This window comes from Arenibacter sp. 6A1 (assembly GCF_012272855.1).
GTDB lineage: Bacteria > Bacteroidota > Bacteroidia > Flavobacteriales > Flavobacteriaceae > Arenibacter.
Genome location: NZ_JAAXCQ010000026.1, coordinates 1 through 18,648, shown reverse-complemented (window position 1 = coordinate 18,648; position 18,648 = coordinate 1). Strand labels below are relative to the sequence as shown.

Sequence of the window (18,648 nt, the reverse complement as noted above, 5' to 3'; positions counted from 1 at the left end):
GAAATAACAAAAAGGGAAAATCTTTGGTCCTTTTATTTATCTAAGAGAAAAGTCTTTAACTCGGCATACTCCGAAATCCTAATAGATTTTTTCTTTTTATCCATAAGTATTGCTATTTGCTTGGGCAGGGATATTTTTTTAGTAATGGTATCTTCTACGACATCTAAAAATTTAACAGGGTGGGCGGTTTCTAGAAAAATACCATAGGTGTTCGGATGATTTTCCTGGTATTTTTTTAAGCCTAAATACCCTACGGCGCCATGTGGATCGGCCACATAATTAAAGTCCCTATAGATTTTCAACATAGCTTCCTTAGTTTCTTTATCGGTAAAGGAATAAGAAGACAAATTATTTGACAAGGCATCAAAATTATCCTGGAACAAATGTCTGATCCTTATAAAGTTACTGGGGTCTCCAACATCCATGGCATTAGAAATGGTAGCTTGTGAAGGTTTTGGGGAATAGGTGCCGGTCTTCATAAAATTGGGCACTATATCGTTTATATTGGTCGCTGCTACAAACTGTTTGCACGGCATTCCCAATCGCTGAGCCATAATTCCAGCACATATATTTCCAAAATTCCCGCTAGGAACGGAAAAGACAATTTCCTTTCCTTTGCTTTTCGCTTGTTTATACGCGAACATGAAATAGAACAGTTGGGGAAGCCAACGGGCAACATTTATAGAATTGGCAGAGGTGAGTTGCATGGCAGCGGTCAGTTCCTGGTCCAAAAATGCTGTTTTTACCATGTGTTGGCAATCGTCAAAGGTACCATCGACCTCTAGGGCGGTTATATTTTGTCCTAGAGTGGTCAATTGTTTTTCCTGAATATCACTGACCTTGCCGCTAGGATATAGAATTACTACCTTAACACCATTAACGCCTAAAAATCCGTTCGCTACAGCACCACCGGTATCTCCGGAGGTAGCTACTAGTACCGTTACATCGTTGGTGGTTTTCTGAGAAAAGTACCCTAAACATTTGGCCATAAAACGGGCGCCTACATCTTTAAAAGCCATGGTTGGACCGTGAAAAAGTTCTAAGGAAGCCACTTGGTCCTCAATTTCCACAAGCGGGAAATCAAAATCTAAAACATCTTCCAGGATTTCTTTCAATACAGGGTCGGGGAGCTCGTCACCGGTAAATTGTTTTATAGCGGTAAAAGCAATCTCGTGTTTAGTGAGGTTTTCTATATTTTCGAAAAAGGAGGTCGGTAAAGGGGTGATAGACTCAGGAAAATAAAGTCCGCGGTCCGGTGCAATTCCTTTTACCACTGCTTCTTTAAAAGATACGTTTGGCGCTTGTTTATTGAGGCTGTAATATTTCATAAGCTTGTATTGTAGTCACTGTTCGGAAATTGGAATTTTTCCGTCAGTTGGTTTTTATTGTTATTGTCTTAGATAGGTACTTTTTAAAGCTCCCTGATGCCTTCGGCGTTTATTTTGGATACATGCACATCGTATTCTATCCCTATTTTCTGATAAACCTTACGCATGGCATCGGCTATCTTATCGGCATTTTCTGCTCCTTTGCTCAACGCAAAAATAGAGGGGCCCGATCCTGAAATTCCACAGCCAAGGGCACCGGCATTGATAGCTTCTTCTTTTACTTTGTCAAAGCCGGGAATTAAAATAGAACGAATAGGTTCTACGATGTGGTCTACTAAAGACCTTCCTATCAATTCATAATCATTGGTAAACAAACCTGCGATCAGCCCGCCTACATTCCCCCATTGTTTAATCCCATCTTCTAGCGATATGGTGGTTTTTAGGATACGCCTAGAGTCCGAGGTCTTTACTTCTATTTGAGGATGAATAACCGTAGCGTACAGCTCCTCAGGGTTCGGAATTTTAACAATATCTAAGGGGTCATAGCTTCTTACTAAGGTAAAGCCACCAAAAAGGGCAGGGGCAACATTGTCTGCATGGGCAACCCCACTCGCTAAACGTTCCCCTTCCATGGCGAATTTTACCAATTCTAAATTCGAAAAAGGCTGGTTCAGCAATTGGTTCATGGCCCAAACGGCACCTGTAGAACTTGCGGCGCTACTTCCTATACCGCTTCCTGCTTTAATTTTTTTATAGATTTCAATCTCAAATCCGCCATCATAGTCACTCTCGGCCAATAAGGCCAAACCAGCTACCCCGGCAACATTCTGATGGGTTTCCATAGGAAGGTCTTGCCCTGTAAGTTTTACGATCCGGATACCTTTTTGTGTCGTTTTTCGAACCACCATCTCGTCGCCTACGGCATCCAAGGCGAGTCCTAAGACGTCAAAACCACAAGATATGTTGGCTATGGTAGCTGGGCAAAATACTTTTATTTCGTTTTTCATGCTAAGGATCGTGTTTTAAAAATTACCAATTCTAATGATATCCGCAAAAATTCCGGAGGCCGTAACATCGGCGCCAGCGCCAGCGCCTTTAATGATCATCGGTTGGTTAGGGTATCTTTCAGTAAAAAATAAAACAATATTATCACTGCCTTCTAAGTTATAGAAATCGTGCCCCTTAGGAATTTGTTGCAGTCCTACACTAGCTTTGCCGTTTTCAAATTGGGCCACATATTTAAGCTTGCAATCTGCCTTGGAAGCTTCGCCGTACATTTCTTGGAAAGATTCCTCGTGTTTTACTAAAGAAGCAAAGAAATCATCGTTGTTATTAGTGTTTAAACTTTCCTCAGGAAGAAAGGGAGTATTCACTATATCGTCAATATTTAATTCATTACCGCTTTCCCTGGCAAGGATTAATATTTTTCTCATAACATCTATACCGCTTAAATCTATGGTAGGATCTGGTTCTGTATATCCCTGCTCCTGAGCTTGCTTTACCACATCGTGAAAGGTGGTCTTGTCGTTAAAATTATTGAATACAAAGTTTAGACTTCCAGAGAGCACTGCTTGTATTTTAAGGATCTTATCTCCAGAGGCCATAAGATTTTTTAGGGTGTCTATAATAGGGAGTCCCGCACCTACATTGGTTTCGAACAAAAAGGGAGCATTGTATTGACGTGCAAGGTCCTTTAATTCCTGGTAATTGTTAAAATCCGATGAACAGGCAATTTTATTACAGGTAACAATAGAAATGCTGTTTCTAAGGTAGGTATTGTAAGTTTTGGATACCTCGGCACTAGCAGTGTTATCTACAAAAATACTATTGCGATAGTTGAGTTTTTTAATGGTCTCGAAGAATACATCCTTGTCGGTAGGCTGACCATTACTCAGTGCTTCTTCCCAGTTTTTTAGTGAAATGCCATCCTCGTTAAAAACCATTTTACGGGAGTTTGCGATTCCAATAACCCTAATATTGAGTCTAAGCTTTTCTTTTAAGTATTTCTTTTGAAGCTGTATTTGGTTCATTAACTTAGAACCTACATTCCCCACGCCCATCACAAAGAGGTTTAATTGCTTTACATTTTCTTCAAAGAATTCTTCATGTAGGCTATTCAATGCTTTTTTTACATCGTCTTTTTTAATCACGGCAGAGATATTACGTTCGGAAGCGCCTTGAGCGATAGCTCTTATGTTTACGTTGTTTTTTCCTAGGGTGCTGAACATTTTACCGCTTAGCCCTTGGTGGCTTTTCATATTGTCGCCTACTAATGCTATAATGGCCAATTCTTTTTCAGCTATTACGGGTTTTATTTTACCCAAGGATATCTCATGGAAAAAGGCGTCGTTTATTATTTCAACGGCCAAGTCGGTATCGAAGTCAGAGATCCCTATGCAGATAGAGTGTTCAGAAGAGGCTTGGGTAATCATTACCACACTTATTCCGGCTTGGGAAAGGACTTCAAAAAAGCGTTTCGATATTCCAGGTATCCCAACCATTCCCGGACCTTCTAGGGAAAGCAAGGCTATATGTTCTACGTGGCTTATTCCTCTAACCGTTTTTCCGGAATGATTTTGGGATTTAGTGATCAAAGTACCGGCTGCCTCAGGGTCAAAAGTGTTTTTAATAACAATATTGATACCCTTGGCAAGGACTGGTTGTATAGTTGGAGGGTATAAAACCTTAGCGCCAAAATGCGATAGTTCCATAGCTTCTTCATAAGAAATATGGGGAATGGCCTTGGCTTGTTTTACAATCTTTGGGTTAGCAGTGTATAAGCCACTGACATCGGTCCAGATTTCTAATACTTCCGCATCTATGGCATTGGCAACGATAGCGGCCGTATAATCAGAGCCACCGCGACCTAGGGTTGTAGAGTCGCCCTTAATGGAAGAAGCGATAAAACCTCCCATGACAATAATTTGGTGAGGACATTCCTGAATATATTTGGCTATATTATCATTGGTGATGTCATAATTCACTATTGCCTTGCCGTAATTGTTATTGGTTTTTATTAGTTGCCTACTATCTGTATGGGCGGTATCTATACCTTCAGAAATAAAATACTCACTGATAATATAAGAAGATAATAGTTCTCCATAACTCACTATCTTATCGGAAAGTTTAGGTGTTATTTCTCCGATTAAAAAGGCGCCTTCTAAAAGTGTTTCCAAAATATTTAATTCACTCTTAACCTTGCTTAGGACCTTGCTTTGCTGGTGAATAGGAATTAATTCCTTAATAGTCTGTAAATGCCTGTTCTCTATCTCCAAGAAAATAGACTTATAACTCTTGTCTTGGACAGAAGCTAGCTGGGCAGTTTGAAGTAATAGGTCTGTTATGCCGCCTAAAGCAGAGACGACTACAATAGTTTTATCGCTATTTATTGGTGCGATAATATTTTTTATTAAACAGATATTTTGGGCATTGGCAACAGAGCTGCCCCCGAATTTTAGAACTTTCATGGTTGTTGGTTTTAAAGAAAAAGGTAAACGTTTTTTTGAAAAAAAAATATGGACGGACGAATATATAGTAGATTACCCCAAAGGGGTGGTGGTACCAATAGTAGTAGTGGTAATTGTACCAATTACTATAGGAGTGTAGAATTTTAGGATATCCGAATTGTTTACTGTCATATTGCAGATAAAGAATCAAATGTAGTATTTTTGAGTAACGAATCAAAGGATCGTTTCTATTTTTACATTATCAGTAATTATTGTCCTAAAAAAATACGATATGAAGATTTTTAATGCGCAACAAATATACGATGCTGATAAATTCACAATTGAAAAGCAGAATATTGAAAGCGAGGCGCTTATGGAGCGTGCTGCAGTTCAGATTTTTAATTGGATGCATTTAAGAATGCAGGGAGCACCCGTAAAAGTTCATTTGTTTTGCGGGATAGGAAATAATGGGGGAGATGGTATTGCTTTAGCACGTCATCTGCAGGAACACGGTTATAATATTGAGGTGCATGTGGTGAACTATAGCGAAAAGCGCTCTAAGGATTTCCTGATTAATCTAAATCGGTTGCAAGATCGAAAAGTATGGCCTAATTTTTTGAATAAGGTATCCGAATTTCCGGCTATTGGTAAAGATGATATTATAGTCGATGCTATTTTTGGGATAGGTTTAAATAGGGCACCAGACCAATGGGTGGTGAGTTTAATAGAGTATTTGAATGCCTCTAACGCCTTCATTCTTTCTATAGACCTTCCTTCCGGTTTATTTATGGAAACGGGAGTGGTCAATACCGCGGGGATTATAAAAGCGAACCATGTATTGAGTTTTCAGGCGCCAAAACTTGTGTTTTTCTTGCCTGAAACCGGTATTCATATTGGGCAATGGGAGATCTTGGATATAGGGTTGGATATGGAGTTTTTATCGGGTTTGCCAACTCAATACGAATTGATGGGTAAAAGTGAGGTGTTGCCAATGTACCTTCCCAGAAACAAATTTTCGCATAAAGGTACTTATGGTCATTCCTTAATCATTGGAGGAAGCTATGGTAAAATAGGGGCAGTAATTTTATCGGCCAAGGCATGTTTAAAAGTCGGTAGTGGCTTGGTGACTAGCTATGTGCCAAGTTGTGGTTATATTCCGCTGCAAACCGCTCTAGCGGAAGCTATGGTGGTTGTTGACGAAGGAGAAAAGGAGTTGGTAGATATAGCATTTGATATTACGCCCAATGCAATTGGTGTTGGCATAGGTTTAGGGGTTTCCGAAACCACCACAAAAGCTTTTACTGCTTTTTTAAAACATAATAAATCGCCTTTGGTGGTCGATGCCGATGCGTTAAATATATTGTCGAAAAACAAGAACTTGCTAAAATTATTGCCGGCAGATTCAGTGCTTACGCCGCACCCAAAGGAGTTGGAAAGGTTGATCGGGCCTTGGAAGGATGATTTTGAGAAATTGAATAAGGCAAAGAAGTTTTCTAATAAATACAATATTGTCTTGGTTATAAAGGGGGCTTATTCAATGGTGATATATAAGGATATTGGTTATATAAATTCAACAGGGAACCCGGGGATGGCTACGGCGGGTAGTGGTGATGTGTTGACTGGAGTTATAACAGGATTAATTGCACAAGGGTATGCCTCATTATCAGCGGCAATTTTTGGAGTCTATTTGCATGGGAAAGCTGGAGATATTGCCGTGGAAGATTGCGGGTATGAGGCCTTGACAGCTTCAGGAATTATAGAAAATATTGGGAAGGCCTATTTAGATTTGTTTTATGTGCCTCAACCACAACAAGAACAAGAGCAGGAAGAGAAAGAGGAGAAGTCCTAAATAGGAGGGAACTAGGCTTGCTTCTTTATATGGGGACGGATCAGGACCTAATCCTTCGTTTTACCCAGGTAAGGGCATTTTCTTGATCGATAAAAAATTTCATCGGCTTTTTATAGAACAATTTTTCAATATTAAAATTATACATGTCGATTTCCTTGACAGAAACAATGGCAAAGGCTTTAAGGCAATCTAGTTCCCTTAGGTAGCTATAGATCATAGGGTCGATGGCGTAAGAGTTTTTGCGGATACTGATATAGCCAAAGTTTTTGTTTTCATAATGAATTTCCATAATTCGGAGCAATTGTAGGAGTCGTTCCAGGGTAATAGTAGTTCCTTCGTTAAAAATTGAAATGACATAATCGTTATATACTTTTACTAGTCCAGATTCTAGCATGTATTCTTTAACGACTAATCCGTTTTTAGATTGTCCGCTGTTCATGTACAGTATTTTATATAGTGTCTGAGTCGAAAGTAGGATTTCGAAAATGGACCGTAAAAATTATTAGATTAAAAACCTAATAATTGGTGTATACGGGCGCTTGAGGAGCGTTTTGTACAATCACGGCAAACTAAAAAAGAAGGCGTAAAAAAAAATGGAGTAGCTGTAGGCTACTCCATTTTTGTGATTTTAAAAATGATATTATGCTTTGGAGGATTTCTCTCCTTTGTCAATTTTAATGGTAAGTTCTTGCTTCTCTTCGTTTAGATCCATTATGATGGTGTCCCCTTCATTAAGGTTTGAGTTGACAATTTCTTCGGCAAGGGCATCTTCAATATATTTTTGAATAGCTCTCTTTAATGGTCTAGCCCCGTATTCCTTGTCAAAACCTTTTTCGGCAATATAATCTTTAGCTTTGTCGGAAAGCTGAAGGTTGTATCCGATATCATTTATTCTTGCGAACAGTTTGTTAAGTTCAATATCGATGATTTTATGGATATCTTCTCTTTCTAAGGCGTTAAACACGATAACATCGTCTATCCTGTTAAGGAATTCTGGTGCAAAAGCTTTTTTCAGGGCGTTTTCAATAACGCTTTTTTGGTAGGTATCGGCTTGTGCTTTTTTAGCTGAGGTTCCAAAGCCTACTCCTTGCCCAAAATCTTTCAATTGTCTAGCACCAATATTGGAAGTCATGATAATAATCGTATTTCTAAAATCGATCTTTCTGCCTAGGCTATCTGTTAAGAATCCATCATCCAAGACTTGGAGCAGCATATTAAACACATCTGGATGCGCTTTTTCTACCTCGTCCAATAGGATAACGGAATAAGGTTTGCGACGTACTTTTTCCGTCAACTGTCCACCTTCTTCATATCCGATATATCCCGGAGGTGCACCAACGAGTCTCGATATGGCAAATTTCTCCATATACTCACTCATATCAATACGGATCAGGGAATCTTCCGAGTCGAATAATTCCTTGGCCAATACTTTCGCCAATTGTGTTTTTCCAACCCCGGTTTGACCTAAAAATATAAAGGAGCCAATAGGTTTGTTAGGGTCTTTTAAGCCTGCGCGGTTTCTTTGAATGGCCTTAGATACTTTTACAACCGCCTCGTTTTGTCCTATGACATTGTTTCTTATCAGTTGAGGGAGCTCTGCCAGTTTATTGCTTTCTGTTTGTGCAATTCTGTTTACAGGAATACCGCTCATCATAGAAACGACGTCCGCAACATTGTCTTCGGTAACGGTTTCTTTGTGAAGCTTGCTATCTTCTTCCCATTTTTCCTGGGCAATAGCCAGTTCTTTTTCTATCCTTTTTTCATCATCCCGCAGTTTTGCAGCTTCTTCATACTTTTGTTTTTTAACCACGGTATTCTTAAGAATCCTCACGTCTTCCAATTGCTTTTCTAGATCTAGGATTTGTTTAGGTACATCCATGTTTACAATGTGGACTCTAGAGCCAGATTCATCCAAGGCATCTATAGCTTTGTCTGGTAAAAACCGATCGGTCATATATCTATTGGTAAGTTTTACGCAAGCGATTATGGCTTCATTGGTATAAATAACATTGTGGTGCTCCTCGTACTTTTGCTTAATATTATTAAGGATTTCTATAGTTTCCTGCACAGTGGTCGGTTCAACAATAACCTTTTGGAACCTTCTTTCAAGGGCTCCGTCTTTTTCGATATATTGTCTGTATTCGTCCAAGGTGGTGGCACCAATACATTGAATTTCACCTCTTGCCAAGGCGGGTTTGAACATGTTAGAGGCATCGAGGCTTCCTGTGGCGCCTCCGGCACCAACAATGGTGTGAATCTCGTCAATAAACAAAATAACGTCGTTATTCTTTTCCAACTCGTTCATAACCGCCTTCATTCGCTCTTCGAACTGGCCACGGTATTTTGTACCAGCAACCAAAGATGCCAAATCAAGGGTAACTACTCTTTTGTTGTATAAGATCCTAGAGACCTTTTTGTTGATGATTCTCAAGGCAAGGCCTTCTGCTATGGCACTTTTACCCACGCCGGGCTCACCGATCAATAGAGGGTTGTTCTTTTTTCTTCGGCTGAGGATTTGAGAAACCCTTTCTATTTCTTTTTCTCGTCCAACAACGGGGTCTAGTTTGTTCTCTTCTGCCATTTTAGTAAGATCGCGCCCAAAATTGTCCAACACTGGAGTTTTAGATTTCTTACTTCCTTTTTGAGAAGAGCTTCCGCTGAAGGAATCGTCCTTTTCTTCGTTGCTATCATCGGAATCGTTCGGGAAGGACTCTGAGGTAGGTGTGTCTATATAATCGTCATCGCTTGTTATCATAGATTTAAATTGTTCTTTAACTCCATCGTAATCCACCTTTAATCTGTGTAATAACTTGGTGGTCGGGTCATTTTCATTGCGTAATATGCACAATAACAAATGAGCCGTGTTGATGGAAGGGCTTTGAAATAACTTGGCCTCCAAAAATGTCGTTTTCAGGGCGCGTTCTGCTTGCCTGGTTAAGTGTAAGTTTTTTTTGTCTTTCTGCAAAAGGCCAGGATTTGGATTTGCTGGACTCAAGATCTCTACTTTTCTTCTAAGGTGGTCTAAGTCGACATCCAGTGCATCCAATATGCTAATGGCCTTGCCGTTCCCATCACGGAGTAGTCCTAACATTAAGTGCTCAGTACCAATGAAGTCGTGCCCCAATCGCAAGGCTTCTTCTTTGCTATAGGCAATTACGTCTTTTACTCTAGGGGAAAAATTATCATCCATAAAATTATCCTTTCATCATTAAAAATAGTAAATCTATATCAATATAGGGCAAATACTGTACCTATATTTCTTAAACTTTGTTCAATAGCTAGAAAATAATAGATTTGTCAAATAAATGGACGGTTAAATCTAGAACTAAAATTCTGATAGGCCGTGTTGATAAATTTTTAAGAAAAGTGCGCTATAGTAGTGTTTGTGGCTTTGATTTTGTGTATATTGTCGTGCTTTTTTAACTAAAAAATAAACAGAAGATTTTAAATGGCAGAAGGAGAAAAATTAATTCCGATTAACATTGAAGATGAAATGAAATCTGCCTACATTGATTATTCAATGTCGGTCATTGTGTCACGTGCCCTACCTGATGTCAGGGATGGTCTAAAGCCGGTACATAGAAGGGTTTTGTTTGGAATGCATGAATTGGGAGTTCGCTCAAACAGTGCCCATAAGAAATCTGCCCGTATCGTCGGGGAGGTTCTGGGTAAGTACCATCCGCACGGAGATACCTCTGTGTACGATTCAATGGTTCGTATGGCCCAGGAATGGAGCTTGCGTTATATGTTGGTAGATGGACAAGGTAACTTTGGGTCTATTGATGGTGACAGTCCTGCAGCTATGCGTTATACGGAGGCCCGTATGCGTAAGATTGCTGATGATATGTTGGCAGATATAGAAAAGGATACTGTCGATCATCAGTTGAACTTTGATGACTCTTTGCAGGAGCCCACAGTACTTCCTACTAGGGTGCCTAACTTGTTGATCAACGGTGCTTCTGGTATTGCAGTAGGTATGGCAACGAACATGCCGCCTCACAATCTTTCTGAAGTTGTCGATGGTACGGTTGCTTATATTGACAATCACGATATAGAAATAGATGAGATCATGACCCATATAAAAGCTCCTGATTTTCCTACAGGGGGTATCATATATGGTTATGATGGCGTAAAGGAGGCATTCCATACTGGTAGAGGTCGAGTGGTGATGCGCGCAAAGGCTTCTTTTGAAGAGGTTCAAGGAAGAGATTGTATTGTCGTGACCGAAATTCCATATCAAGTCAATAAGGCAGATATGATCAAGAAAACTGCCGACTTGGTCAATGAAAAAAAGATCGAAGGAATTGCTACGATAAGGGACGAGTCCGATAGAAACGGTATGCGTATCGTTTATATCCTTAGAAAGGACGCTATTCCTAATATTGTTTTAAATACCTTATATAAATATACTTCACTACAGGCTTCCTTCAGTGTAAACAATATTGCACTGGTCAACGGAAGGCCCCAATTGTTGAATGTAAAGGAAATGATTCATTACTTTGTGGAACACCGTCATGAAGTAGTGGTTAGACGTACCAAGTTTGAGCTTAAAAAAGCCGAAGATAGGGCTCATATCTTAGAAGGACTTATTATAGCTTCTGATAATATTGATGAGGTGATTGCCATCATCAGGGCTTCTGCCAATGCCGATGCGGCAAGGGAAAGTCTTATGGAACGCTTTAAACTTAGCGAAATCCAAGCCAAGGCTATCGTAGATATGCGTTTGCGTCAGTTAACTGGACTGGAGCAGGATAAGCTAAGGTCAGAGTACGAGGAAATTATTAAGACCATAGCCGATTTAAAGGATATCTTAGAGAAAAAAGAACGTAGAATGCAGATCATTAAGGACGAGCTTCTAGAGATTAAAGATAAATACGGAGATCTTCGTCGTTCTGAAATCAATTTTGCCGGTGGTGATCTTAGTATGGAAGATATGATTCCAGATGAGCAAGTGGTAATAACCATTTCGCATGCTGGATACATAAAAAGAACTTCGCTTTCAGAATACAAGACCCAAAATAGGGGTGGTGTAGGACAAAAAGCATCATCGACCAGAAATGAAGATTTCCTAGAACATTTATTTGTAGGGACCAACCACCAATATATGTTGTTCTTTACCCAGAATGGAAAATGTTATTGGATGCGTGTTTTTGAAATTCCGGAAGGAAGCAGAACCTCGAAGGGACGTGCTATTCAAAACCTTGTCAATATTGAGAGCGACGATATGGTAAAAGCCTTTATCTGTACTCAAGATTTAAAAGATGAGGAGTATGTAAACAGTCATTATGTGATAATGGCAACCAAAAAGGGGATTGTGAAGAAAACCTCTTTGGAGCAGTATTCTAGGCCGAGACAAAATGGAATTAACGCCATTGGTATCCGTGAAGACGACGAATTATTAGAGGCCAAGTTGACCACTGGTAGCAGTCAAATTTTCTTGGGACTTAAATCCGGTAAAGCTATTCGATTTGAAGAAGGTAAGACCAGACCTATGGGAAGGAACGCTTCCGGAGTTCGTGGAGTTACTTTGGCACACGAAAACGATGAGGTTATTGGTATGGTATCCGTACATGATTTTGAAGAAGAAATATTGGTTGTTTCTGAAAATGGTTATGGGAAACGTTCGAGCATTGATGATTATAGAATTACCAATAGGGGAGGAAAAGGGGTGAAAACCATTTCTATAACCGAAAAGACCGGTGGTCTTGTGGCGATCAAAAATGTATCCGATTCGGACGATTTGATGATTATTAATAAATCAGGTATTGCGATTAGAATGAGTGTCGAAGATTTAAGAGTAATGGGAAGGGCTACACAAGGGGTCCGACTTATTAATATTAAAGGAAACGATTCTATTGCAGCAGTGGCAAAAGTGATGAAGGAAGAGCCACAAATTGACGGTGAGAACATTGTTGAAGAAGATGCCAAGGAAGAAGATGGCACGGCTCTTGATAATAATAGTCCAGAAATAACCGAGTAATTATATAAAACTAATTAGTAGAATAAAATATTAAAAGAATGAAAAGAAAATTTATAGTTTTAGCGGCGATGTCTTTTACGATCGCTGGATTTTCTCAGAAAAGTGAGATTAAAGCAGCCGATAAGGCCTTGAGGTCGGGAGACGAAATGGCTGCAAAAACAGCGTTGGAAGGCGCAGCTTCGTTAATTAACGGTGCCGATGCCAAGATGCAGGCTCAGTATTTTTTCTTGAAAGGGAATGCTTATGCCGGTCTTGCAAAAAAAGGTACTGAGGGAGCTTTTGATGAGGCTATCACAGCCTATAGAAAGGTTGTAGAAGTAGAAGAGAAAAGCGGAAAGTCTAAATACAGTGCCGATGCCAAGCAGAAATTAGCTGCTATGACGGCCGATTTGGTGAACGCTGCTGTGGAGGATAACAATAATAAAAGGTTTAAAGAAGGTGCCGAGAAACTTTATTTAAGCTACACTTTGAGTCCTCAGGATACTGTATACCTTTACTACGCTGCGAGTAGCGCGGTAAACGGTGGGCACTATGAGGAGGCTCTTACCTATTACAACGAATTAAAAGATCTTGGGTACGACGGTAGTGGCATGGTTTACAAGGCTACAAACGTTGCTACAGGAGAAGTTGAGGAGATGGATAGAACCCAAAGAGAGCTTATGGTGAAATCTGGGGCTTATAAAGATCCTGAAGATGAAAAAACACCTTCTAAAACTACCGAAATCGTTAAGAATATTGCCTTAATTTATACGCAGTTGGGACAGGATGAAAAAGCTTTGGAGGCGTATGTAGATGCTCGTGCCAAGGATCCTAATGATGTTAACTTGATTTTGAACGAAGCTAATCTTTATTACAAATTAGGTGATAAGGACAAGTTTAAAGTCTTAATGGCCGAAGCTGCTGAAGTAGCTCCCGATAACCCAGATTTGTTTTATAATATTGGAGTTATTAATATGGAGCAAGGGAATATCGAAGAGGCAAGAGATGCTTATAGAAGAGCCATTGAAATTAACCCTGGTTATGTAAATGCCCAGTTAAATCTTTCTACTACCTATGTAAATGAAGGAAATGGTTTAATTGATGAGATGAACTCTTTAGGGAACTCTAAAAAGGATATTGCTAGATATGATGAATTAAAACAACAAAAGGATGATTTGTTTCGTGATGGTGCTATCATTTTAGAAGATGCCATAAAATTAAATCCTGACAACCAAGGTATTCTTACCCAGTTGAAGAATATATATTATTCTTTAGGGGATAACGATAATTTCTTGCGTATAAAGAAAATGTTGAAAGAATAGCTTTCGGACATTGATTGTATAAAAAAAGACCTTCGTTTTGCGAAGGTCTTTTTTTTATACAATCTTTTTTATCACCCGTAGTTTGTGGGTGTAATTGTTTACTTCTGTATTAAATATACCAGTATGATCTAAGCGGTCTATACGCACTTTTCCATGACAATGAATTACATAATTATTGTCCATGATAATTCCCACATGGTCTATGATGCCATCCTTATTGTCAAAAAAAGCAAGGTCACCAGGTTCACTTTCTTCGATAAAACTTAAGGCTTCGCCCTGGGTTGATTGTTGTGCGGCATCTCGTAGCAGCTTGTACCCGTTTATTTTGTATACCATTTGGGTAAGGCCGGAGCAATCTATTCCAAAGGAGGTTTTTCCACCCCATAAGTAGGGGGCGTTAAGATAAAGCAGTGCGGTGGGCACTAGTTGTTCTTTATTCTTGTGGTTGGTAGCACCAAAGTCGTCGAATTTGTAATGCGATAGACAAACATTTTGAATGGTAGATCCCAAAACGATTGGGATTAGAACATTTTGTTTGTTTTCTGTAAAGGAGATGAGCTCTGACGTTATTTTTATATCGTCAGAACCTTCTATCTGGTAGTAGTCTCCTTCGCTGATCATGGTGTATTGCTGGTTGCTGATCCAACCTTCATAACCATCAAAAGCAATTCGGATTTTACTCCATAATTTTCGATGTTCTAATACTTTAAAATGTTCGCCGTATAATAGTTGTGATACCATTTCGGCGGCGTCGTCCGCACTTGAACGTACAGGAATAATACTTAGGTGGCAAATACCGTATTGCATGGATGTGCTTTGCAGGGGCTTGTTAATTTCTTTCAATGATAATTGCTGAGGCTCCACCACCACCATTACAAATGGCTGCTGCACCTATTTTTGCGTTTTTTTGTTCCAACACACTTAGTAAAGTAATGATTATTCGAGCGCCAGAACACCCTAAAGGATGTCCTAAGGATACTGCACCCCCATTAACATTGACATTTTTATCGGTTAGGCCTAGGATTTTCATATTGGCCAGTCCTACTACTGAGAATGCTTCGTTAAATTCAAAATAATCAACATCTTTTATGTTAATATTAGCTTTGTTCAACGCTTTTGGCAGTGCTTTTGACGGGGCCGTAGTGAACCATTGTGGTTCGTGGGCGGCATCGGCATAACTTTTTATGGTAGCCAAAGGTGTTAATCCCAATGCAGCGGCTTTTTCTGCGCTCATCAATACCAAGGCTGCGGCTCCATCGTTAATGGTCGATGCGTTCGCGGCCGTTACGGTACCGTCTTTTGAAAATGCAGGTCGCAAGCTGGGAATTTTATCTAGGATAACATTTTTAAACTCTTCGTCCTCCTGAACCAAGATAGGTTCGCCCTTTCTTTGAGGAACGGGAACGGGAACAATCTCTTGGGTAAATTTTCCTGCAGCCCAAGCTTCTGCAGATCTTTGATAAGATTGAATGGCATAGTTGTCCTGGTCTTCCCTACTAAACTTATACTCCGTGGCGCAGGCATCGGCACAAGTACCCATAGCTTGTTGGTCATAGGCATCTACCAAACCATCTTTCTGCATCCCATCGATAAGAGTACTAGGACCAAACTTATGGCCATTTCTTAAATGAACGTAATGTGGAATAAGACTCATGTTTTCCATTCCTCCGGCAACCACAATGTCAGCATCTCCCAAAGCAATGGTTTGGGCAGCTTGCATTACGGCTTTCATTCCAGAGGCACATACCTTGTTAATGGTAGTACAGGGAACGGTATTAGGAATACCGGCGTGTATTGCGGCCTGTCTTGCAGGGGCTTGTCCAGTACCTGCCTGCACAACATTCCCCATCAGAACCTCTTCCACTAAAGAAGGGTCCAAATCGATTTTCTTCAAGGCTCCCTTAATGGCAATAGCTCCAAGTTGGGGGGCAGTTATAGAAGATAAAGCACCCATAAAGCTTCCAATTGGGGTTCTGGCGACAGAAACAATTACTACGTCTTTCATGAAGGATTATTTTTATTTTACGAAATTAATAAATTAAAGCGCAACGAGGGTAGCAAGAGGGTATTATTCCTTATTTTTTATCATTTTAAAATCGCCCGTGAAGAAAGTCGTTCATTTGTAGTAATTTCCTTTTTGTATTTTTTGATGGGTAAAGGTTTGTCGTTGAAGTAAAATAACGATATAAGCTTATATTTTTCTATTTTTGATTTTATAATCCAAGCAATATGCGCACTTTTTTGGACAGTCTATATAAAAACCAGGCTCTGGTTTATAAATACTTTCTTTATATAGGATCTGTTTTTTTAATAGTATTTCTTTTCCCAAGAGGGGGTAAGTTTAAGTATGAATACCAAAAGGGGAAACCTTGGCAGTACGAAAACTTTTATGCACCATTCGATTTTTCTATCAATAAAAGTGAAGATGAAGTCTCAAAGGAGAAGGTAGCTATTGTTAACAATCGTATTGACTATTACGCTTATGATAACCAAATAACCGAAGATGTTTACGGGCTTTTTGAAGAGGAATTCAAGGATGTTTTTAAACCGCCTATCTTCACCGCTAACCAATTGCCTTTTTTAAAGAAGGTAGCTCGTGACATTTTAGATGACATTTATGAAAATGGGATTTTAGCAAAGACCGAACGAAAAAAAAACAATCTATACTTGTTAAAAAACCACGAGGCGATCAAAATGCGCTTCGATGAAATATACAGTCCTTCGGACATAGCGGATGTCGTTGATAAAAAAATCGCTCAAAATGGACTCACAGGGTATAGGGAGGCCTTCCAGCAGCTTTTTTTCACGCTAGTTCGGCCAAATGTTAGCCTGGATTCCAATTTGACCAAAAAGGAACTGGACCATGAATTTTCCAAAATATCCTACACCTTGGGCACCGTAGATGAAGGGAAGCTCATTATAGCCAAAGGGGAAGTTGTTGAAGAAGAGGATTTACGATTGCTAAATTCCCTTAAAGGTGAATTTGAATCTGAATTGTGGGGGGAAAATAACCAGTATTATGTGCTTGTTGGGTATACGGTTTTGGTGGCCTTGGTATTAATGATGTTGTTTTTATTTTTAAAACGGTATCGCTACGATATTTTTAAAGACAATACCAAGTTAACCTTTATTATAGTAAACATTCTGTTTATGGTGTTTTTCACCACTTTAGTGGTAAAATACGATGATGCATATGTCTTTGTGGTACCACTTTGTATTCTGCCTTTAATACTCAAAACATTTTTCGATGCTAGGTTGGGACTTTATGTTCACGTGTTAACGGTGTTGATTCTAGGGTTTGTGGTCCCAAATAGTTTTGAATATATCTTTCTTCAGATTATGGCCGGTATTGTAACCATATTATCTGTTTCTGAGCTGTATAAACGGGCCAATCTCTTTATTTCTGTAGGACAGATAACCTTTATTTATATAGTAGGGTATTTTGCTTTTCACATGATTCACGAGGGAAGTTTACAGGATATGCAGTGGATTGCTTTTGGTTTTTTCTTGTTAAACGGAATGATCACTTTATTTGTACAGCCTATGATATATATCTATGAAAAGATTTTTGGGCTAGTATCGGACGTTTCCTTGTTGGAGTTGTCCGATACCAATTCAAAGTTATTAAAGGAGTTGTCCAATAAGGCCCCAGGAACCTTTCACCATTCTCTGCAGGTAGCCAATTTGGCCGAAGCGGCTGCAAATGAAATAGGGGCTAATGCTATGTTGGTCAGGGTAGGGGCATTGTACCACGATATCGGGAAAATGAACAATCCGACCTATTTTACGGAAAATCAAATCACGAATGTGAACCCTCACGATGATCTAGAGCCTGTAGAAGCGGCCAAGATTATCATCGATCACGTGATTCAAGGAATAGAAATTGCCCAAAAAAATAAAGTTCCCGATAGGGTCATTGATTTTATACGGACGCACCATGGAACTTCTTTGGTCTTTTACTTCTATAAAAAGCAAAAAGAATTGGGCGGCGAAATGGACGAAGCAGATTTTAGGTATCCAGGCCCTATTCCTTTTTCGAAAGAAACAGCAATTTTGATGATGGCCGATTCGGTGGAAGCAGCATCCAAGAGTTTAAAGGACCCTACTTTTTTAGTAATTGATGAATTTGTAGAAAAAATAATAGAGGGGCAGGTGAAGGCAAATCAATTTTTAAACGCCAATATTACCCTAAAAGAGATCGAATCGATAAAAAAAATACTGAAGCAAAAACTCGTAAATGTCTATCACTTAAGGGTTGAATATCCGGAGTAAAAAAAAAGTGAAAAAAAGTTCGAGAAAACCTTGTGGTATCGAGAATGAACAAGTACATTTGCAACCGCATAGCCGATATGCGAGTTCTGAAAAATAAAGGAGAGGTGCCGGAGTGGTAACGGAGCAGATTGCTAATCTGTCGACGGGTAACTGTCGCCAGGGTTCGAGTCCCTGTCTCTCCGCTTTTTTTAATCAAGAATTAATGGGTAACCATTTCGGGGTGTAGCGTAGCCCGGTTATCGCGCCGCGTTTGGGACGCGGAGGTCGCAGGTTCGAATCCTGCCACCCCGACCAAAAAAATCCGATCACAAACTGTGATCGGATTTTTTGTTTTTAACAGTGTAGTGCCAAAGGCACTTAAACTGGAGAAAACAAAAAATACGACAGGCGATAGCCTGTATCGGATGCAGTTGAGCACCGACCCCTCCTCGGGATCACCGAGAGGATCGAGGTAATCCTAATTGCTTTCAAT

Annotated in this window: 11 protein-coding genes and 2 tRNA genes; 6 read left to right on the top strand and 7 right to left on the bottom strand. The window is 39.6% G+C overall.

Annotated elements, in window-relative coordinates:
* Window positions 1-32: 32 nt before the first annotated feature.
* The 3 genes from thrC to thrA form a co-directional block, all read right to left on the bottom strand.
* On the bottom strand, window positions 33-1,328 hold the full coding sequence (gene thrC / locus HCG49_RS17410; RefSeq protein ID WP_168470778.1) for a threonine synthase: 1,296 nt from the start codon (window positions 1,326-1,328) through the stop codon (window positions 33-35).
* A gap of 83 nt (window positions 1,329-1,411) precedes the next feature.
* A complete protein-coding gene (locus HCG49_RS17405; protein ID WP_168470777.1) occupies window positions 1,412-2,335 on the bottom strand; it encodes a homoserine kinase in 924 nt (307 codons plus the stop codon).
* Between the two features lie 15 nt (window positions 2,336-2,350).
* The gene (thrA, locus tag HCG49_RS17400) at window positions 2,351-4,795 is read right to left on the bottom strand and encodes a bifunctional aspartate kinase/homoserine dehydrogenase I (RefSeq protein ID WP_168470776.1); all 2,445 of its coding nucleotides are present in this window, start codon (window positions 4,793-4,795) and stop codon (window positions 2,351-2,353) included.
* Between the two features lie 271 nt (window positions 4,796-5,066).
* On the opposite strand from thrA, the gene HCG49_RS17395 reads away from it, so the two are divergent.
* Window positions 5,067-6,623 (top strand): NAD(P)H-hydrate dehydratase, encoded by a 1,557-nt coding sequence (locus HCG49_RS17395; RefSeq protein WP_168470775.1) that lies wholly within the window; start codon window positions 5,067-5,069, stop codon window positions 6,621-6,623.
* Window positions 6,624-6,663: 40 nt separating this feature from the next.
* Here the strand turns inward: HCG49_RS17395 and HCG49_RS17390 are convergent, their stop codons facing one another.
* Both HCG49_RS17390 and HCG49_RS17385 read right to left on the bottom strand, forming a co-directional pair.
* The gene (locus HCG49_RS17390; RefSeq protein WP_168470774.1) at window positions 6,664-7,062 is read right to left on the bottom strand and encodes an STAS/SEC14 domain-containing protein; all 399 of its coding nucleotides are present in this window, start codon (window positions 7,060-7,062) and stop codon (window positions 6,664-6,666) included.
* A 201-nt stretch (window positions 7,063-7,263) separates the two neighbouring features.
* A complete protein-coding gene (locus HCG49_RS17385; RefSeq protein ID WP_168470773.1) occupies window positions 7,264-9,813 on the bottom strand; it encodes an ATP-dependent Clp protease ATP-binding subunit in 2,550 nt (849 codons plus the stop codon).
* A 258-nt stretch (window positions 9,814-10,071) separates the two neighbouring features.
* Between HCG49_RS17385 and gyrA the strand changes: the two genes are divergently transcribed.
* The gene (gene gyrA / locus HCG49_RS17380; RefSeq protein WP_168470772.1) at window positions 10,072-12,603 is read left to right on the top strand and encodes a DNA gyrase subunit A; all 2,532 of its coding nucleotides are present in this window, start codon (window positions 10,072-10,074) and stop codon (window positions 12,601-12,603) included.
* A gap of 38 nt (window positions 12,604-12,641) precedes the next feature.
* Entirely contained in the window at window positions 12,642-13,904 is a 1,263-nt protein-coding gene (locus tag HCG49_RS17375; RefSeq protein WP_168470771.1) for a tetratricopeptide repeat protein, read from the top strand.
* 54 nt (window positions 13,905-13,958) lie between these two features.
* Here the strand turns inward: HCG49_RS17375 and HCG49_RS17370 are convergent, their stop codons facing one another.
* Together HCG49_RS17370 and HCG49_RS17365 are read right to left on the bottom strand one after the other, a co-directional pair.
* Entirely contained in the window at window positions 13,959-14,711 is a 753-nt protein-coding gene (locus HCG49_RS17370; RefSeq protein WP_168470797.1) for a C40 family peptidase, read from the bottom strand.
* Window positions 14,712-14,733: 22 nt separating this feature from the next.
* Complete coding sequence (locus HCG49_RS17365) at window positions 14,734-15,909, bottom strand: acetyl-CoA C-acyltransferase (RefSeq protein WP_168470770.1); 1,176 nt, start codon at window positions 15,907-15,909, stop codon at window positions 14,734-14,736.
* Between the two features lie 224 nt (window positions 15,910-16,133).
* Between HCG49_RS17365 and HCG49_RS17360 the strand changes: the two genes are divergently transcribed.
* From HCG49_RS17360 to HCG49_RS17350, 3 genes are all read left to right on the top strand, one after another.
* Window positions 16,134-18,176 (top strand): HD family phosphohydrolase, encoded by a 2,043-nt coding sequence (locus HCG49_RS17360; protein WP_168470769.1) that lies wholly within the window; start codon window positions 16,134-16,136, stop codon window positions 18,174-18,176.
* Between the two features lie 98 nt (window positions 18,177-18,274).
* Window positions 18,275-18,358 (top strand) — tRNA-Ser (locus HCG49_RS17355).
* Between the two features lie 34 nt (window positions 18,359-18,392).
* A tRNA-Pro gene (locus HCG49_RS17350) sits at window positions 18,393-18,470 on the top strand.
* The last annotated feature ends 178 nt before the right edge of the window (window positions 18,471-18,648 follow it).